The 11,116-nt window shown below is 71.7% G+C and carries 14 protein-coding genes; 5 read left to right on the plus strand and 9 right to left on the minus strand.

The window, feature by feature from the left end:
* The 3 genes from G5C65_RS21215 to G5C65_RS21225 all read right to left on the minus strand — a co-directional run.
* Positions 1-652: response regulator (locus G5C65_RS21215; RefSeq protein ID WP_165300480.1), on the minus strand; the 652-nt coding region annotated here is incomplete at its 3' end.
* 5 nt (positions 653-657) lie between these two features.
* Positions 658-1,959 carry a sensor histidine kinase gene (locus tag G5C65_RS21220; RefSeq protein WP_165300481.1) on the minus strand — a complete coding sequence of 434 codons (1,302 nt, stop codon included), beginning with the start codon at positions 1,957-1,959 and terminating at the stop codon, positions 658-660.
* Positions 1,960-2,148: 189 nt separating this feature from the next.
* Positions 2,149-2,697: a YceI family protein gene (locus G5C65_RS21225; RefSeq protein ID WP_165300482.1), complete on the minus strand. Its 549-nt coding sequence runs from the start codon at positions 2,695-2,697 to the stop codon at positions 2,149-2,151.
* Positions 2,698-2,792: 95 nt separating this feature from the next.
* Here G5C65_RS21225 and G5C65_RS21230 point away from each other — a divergent pair, with 95 nt between their 5' ends.
* Entirely contained in the window at positions 2,793-3,269 is a 477-nt protein-coding gene (locus G5C65_RS21230; RefSeq protein ID WP_165300483.1) for a MarR family winged helix-turn-helix transcriptional regulator, read from the plus strand.
* 77 nt (positions 3,270-3,346) lie between these two features.
* Here G5C65_RS21230 and G5C65_RS21235 read toward each other — a convergent pair whose 3' ends face one another.
* A complete protein-coding gene (locus G5C65_RS21235; RefSeq protein ID WP_165300484.1) occupies positions 3,347-5,638 on the minus strand; it encodes an MMPL family transporter in 2,292 nt (763 codons plus the stop codon).
* A gap of 238 nt (positions 5,639-5,876) precedes the next feature.
* Between G5C65_RS21235 and G5C65_RS21240 the strand changes: the two genes are divergently transcribed.
* The gene (locus G5C65_RS21240; protein WP_165300485.1) at positions 5,877-6,611 is read left to right on the plus strand and encodes a TetR/AcrR family transcriptional regulator; all 735 of its coding nucleotides are present in this window, start codon (positions 5,877-5,879) and stop codon (positions 6,609-6,611) included.
* 67 nt (positions 6,612-6,678) lie between these two features.
* On the opposite strand, the gene G5C65_RS21245 is transcribed toward G5C65_RS21240, so the two are convergent.
* The gene (locus tag G5C65_RS21245; protein WP_165300486.1) at positions 6,679-7,404 is read right to left on the minus strand and encodes an SDR family oxidoreductase; all 726 of its coding nucleotides are present in this window, start codon (positions 7,402-7,404) and stop codon (positions 6,679-6,681) included.
* A gap of 68 nt (positions 7,405-7,472) precedes the next feature.
* Here G5C65_RS21245 and G5C65_RS21250 point away from each other — a divergent pair, with 68 nt between their 5' ends.
* Positions 7,473-7,889, plus strand: a complete 417-nt coding sequence (locus G5C65_RS21250) for a MerR family transcriptional regulator (RefSeq protein ID WP_165300487.1) — start codon at positions 7,473-7,475, stop codon at positions 7,887-7,889.
* A 79-nt stretch (positions 7,890-7,968) separates the two neighbouring features.
* On the opposite strand, the gene G5C65_RS21255 is transcribed toward G5C65_RS21250, so the two are convergent.
* A complete protein-coding gene (locus G5C65_RS21255) occupies positions 7,969-8,394 on the minus strand; it encodes a MarR family winged helix-turn-helix transcriptional regulator (RefSeq protein WP_165300488.1) in 426 nt (141 codons plus the stop codon).
* 75 nt (positions 8,395-8,469) lie between these two features.
* Here G5C65_RS21255 and G5C65_RS21260 point away from each other — a divergent pair, with 75 nt between their 5' ends.
* On the plus strand, positions 8,470-8,907 hold the full coding sequence (locus tag G5C65_RS21260; RefSeq protein WP_165300493.1) for a hotdog fold thioesterase: 438 nt from the start codon (positions 8,470-8,472) through the stop codon (positions 8,905-8,907).
* Between the two features lie 77 nt (positions 8,908-8,984).
* Here the strand turns inward: G5C65_RS21260 and G5C65_RS21265 are convergent, their stop codons facing one another.
* From G5C65_RS21265 to G5C65_RS21275, 3 genes are all read right to left on the minus strand, one after another.
* A complete protein-coding gene (locus G5C65_RS21265) occupies positions 8,985-9,281 on the minus strand; it encodes a hypothetical protein (protein WP_165300489.1) in 297 nt (98 codons plus the stop codon).
* A gap of 188 nt (positions 9,282-9,469) precedes the next feature.
* Positions 9,470-9,676 (minus strand): DUF397 domain-containing protein, encoded by a 207-nt coding sequence (locus G5C65_RS21270; protein ID WP_165300490.1) that lies wholly within the window; start codon positions 9,674-9,676, stop codon positions 9,470-9,472.
* A 14-nt stretch (positions 9,677-9,690) separates the two neighbouring features.
* Complete coding sequence (locus tag G5C65_RS21275; protein WP_165300491.1) at positions 9,691-10,548, minus strand: Scr1 family TA system antitoxin-like transcriptional regulator; 858 nt, start codon at positions 10,546-10,548, stop codon at positions 9,691-9,693.
* Between the two features lie 238 nt (positions 10,549-10,786).
* Here G5C65_RS21275 and G5C65_RS21280 point away from each other — a divergent pair, with 238 nt between their 5' ends.
* Complete coding sequence (locus G5C65_RS21280) at positions 10,787-11,023, plus strand: hypothetical protein (protein WP_165300492.1); 237 nt, start codon at positions 10,787-10,789, stop codon at positions 11,021-11,023.
* The last annotated feature ends 93 nt before the right edge of the window (positions 11,024-11,116 follow it).

Raw genomic sequence — 11,116 nt, forward strand, 5'->3', positions numbered from 1 at the left:
CCCCCTCCCCGTTCGCGTCGTGCGCGAGCAGGGCCAGCTGGACGCGATTGTCCAGCCCCAGCTTGCTCAGGGCGCTGGAGAGGGTCGCCTTGACCGTGCCGGTGGAGAGATGGAGCCGGGCGCCGATCTCGGTGTTGGACAGGCCCTCGGCGACAGCGGCGGCGATCTCCCGCTCCCGCCCGGACAGCTGGGCGAGCTGCCTGCGGGCCTTCTCCGCCCGGCTGTCCGCGGGACTCGCCGCCGCGTAGGCGATCAGGGTGCGCGCCACCGAGGGGGAGAGCGCGGGCTCGCCGACCGCCGCCCGGCGCACCGCCGCGACGATCTCCTCCGGCTCGGTGTGCTTGAGCAGATAGCCCGCGGCCCCGGCCCGCATGGCCTCCAGGACGGTGGTGTCCCCGTCGAAGGTCGTGAGCACGATGACCTGCGGCGCCGCCTCCTTCCTGGCCAGGGCCCGGGTCGCGGCGATGCCGTCCAGCACCGGCATCCGGATGTCCATCAGCACGACGTCCGGCGTGCTGCGCCGCACGGCCTCCGCCACGCCCCCGCCGTCCTCCACCTCCCCGACCACCTCGATACCGTCCGCTCCGCGCAGCATCAGCTTCAGCCCCGCGCGGACCAACGGGTCGTCGTCGGCCAGCAGTACGCGAATCATGGCTTTCACCTCGCGGGCAACGGTATCCGGGCGCGGAGGACGAAGACGCCGTCCCTGCCCGCGTACTCCAGGGTGCCGCCCTCCAGCTCCACGCGTTCGTGCAGCCCCGTCAACCCCGCGCCCGCGCCCGGTATCTCCGGTCCGTCCCTGCCTCCGGTCGGTTCCGGGTTGCTGACCTCGACCGTCAGCTCCGCGCCCGGACCGCCGTTCAACCGGACGGTGACCGGGGCCCCGGGGGCGTGCTTGCGGGCGTTGGTGAGGCCCTCCTGGACCACGCGGTACGCCGTCCGCTGCTGCTGGGGGCGCAGCGGCGCGGCGCCGTCCCGGCTCAACTCCTCCGCGCCGGGCAGGCCATGGAGCCCCACCTGCTGCCCCGCCGCTCGCGCCTCCTCGACCAGCTCCCGGATGTCGCCGATGCGGGGCTGCGGTGCGGTTCTTCCCTTCTCCTCCCGGCCGGCGGACTCCGGGTCGTCGTCCCGCAGCATGTGCAGCACCTCGCGCAGCTCCTCCAGGGCCTGGTGCGCGTTGCCCCGGATGACCTGGGCGCTGTCGGATATCTCGGCGTCGCTGAGGGCGGGGGCGGAGCCGGTGTCGGACTGCTTGGTGCGGTAGGCCAGCGCCCCGGCGTGCACGGACAGGAGGGAGATCCGGTGCGCCAGCACATCGTGCATCTCCCGGGCGATGGCCTCGCGCTCGGCCCGGCGGGCGTGCGCCAGCCGCCGCGCGTGGTCGGCGCGCTCCCGATCGGCGTCCTCGCGCAGCTTGAGCACCAGCGCCCGGCGCGCCCGCAGGGCGCTGCCGCAGGCGAAGGCCCCCAGGACATACGAGGCCGTGAACGCCGCCTGGCCCACCATCTCGCCGTTCGGCGCGGGGACCAGCAGCGCATACGGGACCTCCGCCGCCGCATACAGCGCCAGCACCGGGACCGCACGCTGCCAGGGGAGGCGCAGTGCGAGGTTGCCGATGACGATGAACCCGGCGCCGAAGGCGCTGTTGGCGAAGCCCACCGCGGGTGTCGCCAGCAGGGCCACGGCGAGCGGGAAGCGCCGCCGCCACCACAGGGACAGGCAGACCAGCAGGCCCAGCAGGGGGTCGAGGTCCATCAGCCAGCCGGGGCGCTCGTCGCCCGACTCCGCCAGCCCGAGCACCACCAGGCCCACCAGCCCCGCGCCCAGAAAGAGGAGCGCGTCCACCGCCCCGTCCCGGAACGTGCGCCGGACACGCCCGTCCGCCGCGGCTGCCGCCGCCAGCTCACCGGGCAGCAGCGACCGCGATCCAAGGCCCAGGACACCCCCGTCTTCGCGCATGTCTTGAGACTACGGACCAACCGCCCCCCGCCCGCCACGGCCAACTGGCCAGAACGCCCTCGCCAGCTGGCCAGGACCGCCACCCCGCGGGCTCTGTGGGCTCTGTGGGCTCTGCGGGCTCCGCGGGCTCCGCGGGCTCCGCGGGCTCTGTGGGCTCTGCGGACGAGCAAGCTCCGCGGCGCGGTGGCGTCAGACCTGGTTGGCCTCGATCTCCAGGGTGATCCGGACGGCTTCGCCGACGACCGCGCCCGCCGGGCCCGCCGTGACGCCGAAGTCCGAGCGGTTGATCTCGGTGGACGCGGAGAGGCCGATGGCCGGCTTGCCGTCCATGCCGGTGCCGAAGCCGTTCAGCTCCACGTCGAGGGTGACCGGGCGGGTGACGCCGCGCAGCGTCAGCTCGCCGTCGACCGAGAAGCGGTCGCCCGACGCGGCGCGCACGCCGGTGGAGCGGAACGTCATCTCCGGGTGCTGCTCGGTGTGCAGGAAGTCCTCGGCCCGTACGTGCCCGTCGCGCTGGTCGTTTCCGGTGGAGACCGAGGGGGTGTGGACGGTCGCGCTGACGGTGGACTCCAGGGGGTTCTCGGCCGTGACGATCTGCCCCTCGACGGCGTCGAAACGGCCGCGGACCTTGGCGATGCCCAGGTGCTTGACCGTGAACGAGATCTCGGAGTGGACGGGGTCGATGGTCCAGGTCCCGGTGGTGTAGCCGGGCAGTGCCAGGTCGGAGGGGGTGGACATGGTGGCTCTCCAGAACGGTCGAAGGAGTTTTCGTTGAGCTTTCAATAACCATAGCGCGATAAGGGTGAGCGTTCAACCATCTGTATCCTGGAGCCATGGCAGACCCCGTGCAGACCCGCTGGCTCACCCCGCATGAGCAGCGGATATGGCGCTCGTACACGGCCGCGACGATGGAGCTCCAGGCCCATCTCGACCGACAGCTGCGCACTGACGCGGGGATGCCCGTGGCCTACTACGAGATCCTCGTGATGCTCTCCGAGAGCCCCGGCCGCGCACTGCGCATGACCCGCCTCGCCGAGCTGTGCAACTCCTCGCGCAGCCGGCTGTCCCACGCCGTCTCGGCCCTGGAGAAGGCGGGCTGGGTCACCCGCTGCGGCATCGCGGGCGACCGCCGCGGCGCCATGGCGCAGCTCACGGACGCCGGGTACGCGGCGCTGGCCGAGGCCGCCCCCGGGCACGTCGAGGAGGTGCGGGCATGCCTGGTCGACGCCCTCACCCCCGAGCAGCTCGACGCCCTGCACGAGATCACCCAGGCCGTCCGGAGCGCTGTCCAGCGGCGCGCGGCGGAGTAGGCCGGACCGGCGGCGACGTGCAGGTGCCCGCCTCCGGGGAGGGAGGCGGGCACCGGTCCTGGCGTGTCCTGGCGTGGTCAGACCCGGGTCGAGTCCTTCACATGCGGGGGCTCTCCCGCGGCGCCCGGCCCACCGGGCGCGCCCGCCGCGCCGGGCGCGGGCACGGACGCGGACGCGGGCGCCGACGCGGGCTCGTCGCCGCCCTCGCTGAGGCCGAACCGCGCGTGGAACGTCCGCAGGAAGCCGGGCGCGTACCAGGCCCTGCGGCCGAGCAGGCGCATCGCGGCGGGCACCAGCACACCGCGTACCGCGATGGCGTCGATGAGGATGGCCAGCCCGCTGCCGATGCCGAACATCTGCAGGAAGCTGACCTTGGACACCCCGAAGGCGAAGAAGCTGACCGCGAGCACGAAGGCCGCGGCGGTGACGATGCGTCCCGTGTGCCCGAGGCCGTTGACCACGGCGGACTCGTTCTCCTCGCCCAGGTCGTGCAGCTCCTTGATCCGGCTGGTGACGAACACCTCGTAGTCCATCGAGAGGCCGAAGGCGATGCAGAACATCAGCACGGTCATGGACACCTCCATCGGCTGCGCGGTGAAGCCGAGCGGGCCGGAGAGGTTGCCGTCCTGGAAGATCCAGGTGACGACGCCGAGGGTGGCCCCCAGGCTGATCATGTTCAGGACCAGCGCGCGCAGCGGCTGCACGACGCTGCCGGTGAACAGGAAGAGCAGGATGAAGGTCGTCAGCGCGACCAGAGCGATGGCCAGCGGGAGCTTGTCGCCGATGGAGTCCTTGGCGTCGACCAGCGCGGCGTCGGTTCCGCCCACCAGCGGCTGCGTCCCGGTCGGCGGGTCGACGGCCCGGACCTCCTCGACCAGGTCCTGAGCCGCGTCCGAGCGCGGGGTCAGGCTGGTCACCACGTTGAGCTGCTGGGCGGCGGGACGGCCGAGAGCGGCGTTCCCCGGGCCGCTCGCGGCGTCCTGGCCGTCGGTGTAGACGCCCGTGCTGGCCTCGACGCGGGCGACGCCCTTGAGCCCGGACAGCTCGGCCGCGTACGACGCCAGCGGTGCCTTGTCCACGGCCTTGTCGACGACGATGTGGAGGGCCGTGTCGTCGTTGCCGCCGAAGTCCTTCTGCAGCGCCTCCGCGACCTGGCGGCTCTGGGCGTCCTTGGGCAGTACGCGTTCGTCCGGCGTGCCGAAGTTGATGCCCAGCAGCGGGCTCGCCGCCACCAGCAGCACCGCGAGGACGGGCAGCGCCGTCAGCGCGGGGCGCCGCATCACGGTGCGGGCCAGCCGCCCCCACAGGGACGTGCGGGTCTCGGCGCGCTGCCCCGGCTTCGCCCACGGCAGCTTCCCGCTGTTGACCCGGTGCCCCAGGACGACGAACAGGGCCGGCATCACGAACAGGGAGCTGATGGCCGCGATGGCGACGACCCCGACCCCGGAGTAGCCGAACGAGCGCAGGAAGTACTGCGGGAACACCATGAGCGCCGCGAGCGCGGCGGCCACGGTCGCGGCGGAGAACGCCACCGTCCGCCCCGCGGTGTTCACCGTCTTGCGGACGGCGTCCTCCACGGTGGCCCCGCTCGCGAGCTGCTCCCGGAACCGGTTGATCAGCAGCAGGGCGTAGTCGATGGCCAGTCCGAGGCCCAGGGCCGTGGTCAGGTTGATCGCGCTGATGGAGACGTCGGCGAAGCTGCCGAGGAGGAACAGCTCAGCGAACGTGCCCGTGATCGCGATGACCGCGATGGCCAGCGGCAGCAGGGCCGCGACCACGGTGCCGAAGACGATCAGGAGCAGCAGGAGGGTCAGCGGGATGGCGATGCTCTCGGCCAGGACGAGGTCCTTGTTCGACTGCTCACCCATGTCGTTGCCCACGGCGGCGGTGCCGCCGGCCTGGATCGTGAAGTCGTCCCCGTGCGTGGCGGCGTGCTCGTCGGTGATGCTCTTGGCGTTCTCCCGCTGCTCGATGTCGTCGCCCTTCACATGGGCGAGCACCATGGCCTCGCGGCTGTCCTCGGAGCGGAGGTCGGGGCTGTTCGTGTCCCAGTACGAGACCACGTTCTCCAGGTCCTGCTCCTTCTTCAGATCGGCCACCAGCTCCCGGCCGCGCTTCTCGGCGGCCGGGGTGTCGACGCCGCCCTGGGAGGGCCGGACGAGCAGGACGAGGTTCGTCTCCCCGCCGAACTTCTTCTCGATGGTTTGCGTGGCCCGGCTGGACTGGGACGACGGGTCGTCGTAGCCGCCGCCCTGCAACTTGCCGAACGCGCCGGCGCCCACGGCGCCCATGAGCACCACGCCCACAACGGCGACGATGAGTACCAGCCGTGGCCGACGGATCGTCAGCTCGGCTATGCGATGGAACACGGAAAATCTCCTTATATCTCTTCACGAGGCAGATGACGTGAAACAGCCGGGTATGACGTGGGAATCGACGCGGTGCTCCACGAGGCTCGTGACCCCGTCAGAGGCAGGTGCGGTGCCGCACTCTTCGTCGTCACGGACGAAGCTAGTGAGAATCCAAAGGATTTGGCAGTGTTAAGTTTTTTTGAAACTCGGCAGCGCTCAGATGCCGCTCGGGCGGCCGTCGGCGTACGGTCGCGGCATGCCAGCGGATGAACGACCGGCGGTCCTGTCTCCTCTGCGCCAGCGGCGCAGGGCCGCCGCCACCCAAGAGATCCTGGACGCCGCCGAGCGTCACATCTCCGAGCACGGGCCCGCGGCGCTGTCCCTCCGCGCGGTCGCCCGGAGCCTCGGTATGACCGTGCAGGCGCTCTACCACTACTTCCCGAAGCGGGACGACCTGGTCACAGCGCTCATCGCCAAGACCTACGACGAACTGGCCGGAGCGGTGCAGGCCGCGGTGGACGCCCCGCCGGACGACCCGGACCTGCCGGGGCTCGTGGTCGCCACGGAGGGCTACCGCCGCTGGGCCGTAGAGCACCCCGAGCGGTTCCAGCTCCTCTACGGAGCGCCCCTGCGGTACTACGCGGCTCCCTCCGACGGGCCGACCACCCATGCGGTGCGCCGGATGGGCGCGATCTTCGAGCGCGAGATGTTCGGGGGGTTCAGCCCGGAGCAGCTTGCCGCGGCCGAGCTGCCGCCGCTCTCCCCCGAGCTGCGCGCATATCTGGAAGAGCTGCAGCCGACCGGGCGGCAGGAGGGCCTGCCGCCCGCCGCGCTCGTCCTCCTGACGAGCGCGTGGGGGCATATGCACGGGCTCGTCACCCTGGAGACCTTTGGCCACCTGGCCCATCTCGGCAGCCAATCGGCCGAGATGTTCCGTATATCGATGCGGAACATGCTGGAGGACATCCACCGGCGCATCCCCGCGCGCTGAGCCCGCGCTCTGAGCCCGAGCGGTGAGCCCGCGCCGGGAGCTCGGGCTCGGAGCGAGCGGTACGGGCCTACCGTCCGGCGGCGCCGGGTGCGGACAGCTGCGGATACAGCAGGGCCGGGCCCTCGCCGAGCCGGGACTTCCACTGGACCGTCCGCCCGTCGGCCAGCACTTCGAGGGAACCGGCCGCAAGGCCGTCCAGCGCCGCCTTGGCGATCACATCGGGGTCCGACTTCTCGTCCTCGATGCCGGCCATCATGTCGGTGTCGACGCTCGCCATCGCCAGCGCCGTGACCTGGGTGCCCTGACCGGCGAGTTCGTACCGGACGCCGTTGGTCAGCGCCCAGGCCGCGGCCTTGGAGGCGCCGTAGCTGTTGGAGTGCTCGTACGCCATCCACGCCATGATCGACAGCACGTTCAGCACGGCGCCGCCGCCCTGGGCGCCCAGCACCGGAGCGAAGGCCCGCACCATGCGCAGGGTGCCGAAGTAGTTGGTCTCCATCTCCAGCCGGATGTCCTCCTCCGCGCCGTCGGTGAGCCGGGCGTAGGTCGACACCCCGGCGTTGTTGATGAGCAGCGTCGTGTCGTCGGCCGCGGCCGCGGCTCGGGCCACGGACGCGTCATCGCCGACGTCGAGCGTCAGCGGGACGACGCCGGGCAGCTCGGGGACGGTCTCCGGCCGGCGCGCGGCCGCATAGATCTTCGTGACGCCTCTGCTCCGCAACTCGGTGACGAAGCTGTGCCCGATACCCCGGTTCGCGCCTGTGACCAGGGCAATCTCGTTTCGAATGTCCATGCCCGCTACGCTAGAACCTCACGCTGACGTGAGAGTCAAGTGCGAGGGAGCGGAAGGGGGACACGGCGATGAAGATCGGAGAGCTCGCCCAGCGGGCCGGTGTGAGCGTGCGTGCGCTGCGCTACTACGAGGAACAGGGGTTGCTCAGCCCGGAGCGCACCCCGTCGGGACAGCGCCGCTACACCGAGGACACCGTCGAAGTGGTACGCCTGTTCCAGCAGTTCTACGCGGCCGGCCTCGGCAGCCGCGCCATCGCGGCCCTGCTGCCCTGTGTGAACAACGGCCGCCCCACCGCCACACAGCGCCGCATGCTGCGCGCCGAACGCGACCGCCTCGCGGCCAGGGTGGAGGGAATGGCCCACACGCTCAGCCGGCTCGACCAGCTCATCACCGCCGCCGACCACCATGGAGAGGCGGCTCACGGCCACGCGGATCTGGCGGCCGGCGCCGCGCCCTCGTGGGTGCGGACGACGAGCGCGCTGTGACCTGGGGAGGTGGCCTCGCTGCTCGTTCGCGCGGGCCGTTCGGCCCTGTTCTCCGCCGGGCGGGACGCCGCACCGCTGTTCACCCCTCCCAGTGGGCGAGCTGGTACAGCGCCGCCGCGGTGCGCGAGAAGCCCTGCTCCCCGAGCAGGGCGCGCAGCTCCTCGTTGAAGCGGTCGACCTCGGGCCGGGCCGCGCGCAGCGCCGCCGCGCCCTCGGCGGTCAGCTCCAGCACCACGGCGCGGTGCTCCGAAGGGTGCGCCCGCTTGGCTATGAGCCCGGCGCCCGTCAGCCGGGCGACGAGGCCGGTGACGGCCGACTCGCGCAGCCCGAGCGTCCGCGCGAGCCCCCGCTGGGTGACGCCCGGCTCGCCGTCCACCGCGAACAGCGCGCCGAGCTGCGCCGTGGTGACCCCGGCTGCGGCGAGACACCGCCGGTCCGCGGCCGTACGCAGCTGGTGCGCCGCGCGCTGGAGGAGGAAGAACAGGCGCTCGTCGGGCTCGGACATGCCTCGATCTTGACAGAGGTCCGGGGCGCGCTGCAGGCTCACTTCACTAGTGAAGTGAGGTGCCCCGTGAACGACGTGAACGACACGCCGGGCCTGGAGTTCGCCCGCAAGGTGCTCGAAGCCCAGCCCTTCAGTCGCCTGCTCGGCGCCCGGCTGACCGCCTTCGGCGACGGCGCGGCGACGCTGGAGCTGGACCTCCGCGACGAGCTGCGCCAGCAGAACGGATTCGTGCACGGCGGCGTGCTCTGCTACGCCGCCGACAACGCGCTCACCTTCGCCGCCGGGAGCGCCGCCGGTCCCCGGCTGCTGACCGCCGGGCTCACCATCGACTATCTGCAGCCCGGCCAGGGCGCCGTCCTGCGCGCTCACGCACAGGTCGTACGGGCCGGCCGCTCCCGCGTCGTCTGCCGCTGCGACCTGTCCACCCTGGACGACGCCGGAACGGCCACCCTGTGCGCCGTCGCCCAGGGCACCATCGCGGTGCCGGAAGGGACGAACGGCGCGGACCGGTGACAGTGCGTGCAGTGCGCGTGCAGTGCGCGTGCAGTGCGTGCAGTGCGTTCACCGGCCCGCGCCACGGCGGCCGACCGTCACGGCCAGCGGACTTCCGTCCGTCCGTGCTGTGGGTTGCGGCAGTCCGGCGTCTGCTCGGGTGACGTGGTCACGGGTTCCGGAACGGCGTCCAGGGCGAAGCAGAGCTGCGCGTGCAGCAGTTCGGCTTCCGCCGGGGTGAGCTGGAGGGTGAGGTCCGTGTCGAACCGCACGTCCCGCTGGAGCCAGAGGGGGATGGCGTAGCGGCCGTGCGGGTCCCGGTGCACGGACTTGCCGGGTACCCGGCTGACGCGCAGCCCGCGGTGGGTGGGGTTGAGTGCGGGGTCGTCGGTCATGCCGTCACCGCCGGTGCGGCTGTTCGGCTCAGGGCAAGCCGGATAGGATGGCCCATGCTGACGCTCCTCTGTGGTGTCGGCCGTGCCCCGGGGTGGTGCAGTCACCGCCGGGGCCCTTTTGTGTTCCGGCCAACAGGGCCGTGTCGGTCCGGAGTTGCTTCAACCGTAGCGTCTACAGCAATTGCTTCTCAACGTTTTGTATCGGAAGGGCAAAATGGCATATGCCCGGACTTGATTCTGGAGAGGAGGGCGCCGAGCCGCGCTGCGGGGATCAGGGCTATGACGCCGGAGTCGTCGCTTTCCCGCAGGAGGACTCCGTCTTCGTGCGCGGCCAGCTCGATGCAGTCCCCTCCGGACTGTTCGGAGAAGGAGGACTTGCGCCACTGAGGTTCCACTCTGCTTCACGCTCTCATTGCTGCTGTGCCGCCTCGCGGATGAAGTCGCGCGAGGCGTGCGGCTCCAGGGACAGCTCCTCCCAGCGGTCCAGCACCGCACGGAAGTTGGCGAGATGCGTCTCCGCGTGGAGGAACGAGGACCCCACGTTGGTGTCCGTGTGTACCGTATCGAGCTGCCGAACCGGCCCGTACGCGTAGAGGGTTGACCCCGCGCTCGCTGGGAAACCGCCCGCCTCGAAGGGCAGGACCCGGATGTCCACGTTCTCCCGCTCGGACTGCTCCAGCAGGTGCTCCAGCTGCCGCTTCATGACGACGGGGCCACCGAAGCGCATACGGAGCGCCGCCTCGTGGATGATGAAGGTGCAGGGCAGGGAGCGCGGCCTGTCGAGTACGCGGCTGCGCTGGAGCCGGAAGTCGAGCCGCTGCCTGAAGCTGTCGGCGGCCAGCGCGGGCACCTCCTCCTCGAAGACGGCCCGCACATAGTCCTCGTGCTGGAGCAGCCCCGGCAAGTGCGTCATCTGAATCGTGCGGAGGCGCACCGCGTAGTGCTCCAGCTCCGCGAGGTCCAGGGCGATGCCGGGCACGTCCGCGTACTCGTCCCACCAGCCGGGTCCCGCGAACCGCCGTTCGCGCGCCATCTCGACGAGCGCATCGACGTACGCGGGATCCGGGCAGCGGTAGCTGGCCGCCCAGACCCGGACGCGGTCGGCACCCACGCCGTAGCGGCCCGACTCGGTGTTGCTGAGGGTGCCCTTGTCCGAGCGGTGCACGCGCGCGGCATCCGTCAGGGAGAGCCCGACGCTCTCGCGCATCTTCCGCAGTTCCGCGCCCAGCCGCCGCTGCCGCTCCGTCGGTGGTTTGCGTGCCGCCATCGGCCCTCCCCTTCGTGCTGGCCCCGGCCACGGTAGCGGGCGCGTTCGCCGGACGAGCGGGGTACCGGCGCCCCGCCCGGGGCGATCGCGCCGTCCTGTACGGCGTGCCGCAGGCTGATGACGTCGATCCGGTCCCCGACCGGGTGACGCTGCGGTGGTTCGGCTCCGCCGCCCGCTCAGCCGCTCCTAGGGTGCGTCTCGCTCTAGTACGCCCGTTGCACCGAGGAGTTGACGCAGCATGACGACAGCACCGGACCAGCCGCCCTCCCCGCCGCACGGGCAGCAACCGACGATCATCATCCACAACAGCAACTCCGCCGCGGCGTCCGCTGCGGCAGCTGTCGGCGGTATGCGTCCCCGGCGGCGGCGCCAGTCGCTGTGGGTTCACTTCTGGCTGCTCATGTTCACCGCCGGCATCGGGAACGTCTTCTACGCGGTGCACGTGAGCCGCTGGAACCGGGACCGGGGACTGTGACGTGTGCAGTCCGCCGTGGTCGTTCGCGAGACGGGGCAGCGTGACGCCAACACTGACAGTCGCCGTTCGCTCTACGCGGGGCGGGCGGGGTCC

The organism is Streptomyces boncukensis (assembly GCF_011045075.1).
GTDB classification, from domain to species: domain Bacteria; phylum Actinomycetota; class Actinomycetes; order Streptomycetales; family Streptomycetaceae; genus Streptomyces; species Streptomyces boncukensis.

Excerpts from the sequence above, each read along its gene's own strand:
- G5C65_RS21220 (WP_165300481.1), bottom strand. The coding sequence starts at position 1,959 with ATGCGCGAAGACGGGGGTGTCCTGGGCCTTGGATCGCGGTCGCTGCTG.
- G5C65_RS21225 (WP_165300482.1), bottom strand. The coding sequence starts at position 2,697 with ATGTCCACCCCCTCCGACCTGGCACTGCCCGGCTACACCACCGGGACC.
- G5C65_RS21230 (WP_165300483.1), top strand. The coding sequence starts at position 2,793 with ATGGCAGACCCCGTGCAGACCCGCTGGCTCACCCCGCATGAGCAGCGG.
- G5C65_RS21240 (WP_165300485.1), top strand. The coding sequence starts at position 5,877 with ATGCCAGCGGATGAACGACCGGCGGTCCTGTCTCCTCTGCGCCAGCGG.
- G5C65_RS21245 (WP_165300486.1), bottom strand. The coding sequence starts at position 7,404 with ATGGACATTCGAAACGAGATTGCCCTGGTCACAGGCGCGAACCGGGGT.
- G5C65_RS21250 (WP_165300487.1), top strand. The coding sequence starts at position 7,473 with ATGAAGATCGGAGAGCTCGCCCAGCGGGCCGGTGTGAGCGTGCGTGCG.
- G5C65_RS21255 (WP_165300488.1), bottom strand. The coding sequence starts at position 8,394 with ATGTCCGAGCCCGACGAGCGCCTGTTCTTCCTCCTCCAGCGCGCGGCG.
- G5C65_RS21265 (WP_165300489.1), bottom strand. The coding sequence starts at position 9,281 with ATGACCGACGACCCCGCACTCAACCCCACCCACCGCGGGCTGCGCGTC.
- G5C65_RS21275 (WP_165300491.1), bottom strand. The coding sequence starts at position 10,548 with ATGGCGGCACGCAAACCACCGACGGAGCGGCAGCGGCGGCTGGGCGCG.
- G5C65_RS21280 (WP_165300492.1), top strand. The coding sequence starts at position 10,787 with ATGACGACAGCACCGGACCAGCCGCCCTCCCCGCCGCACGGGCAGCAA.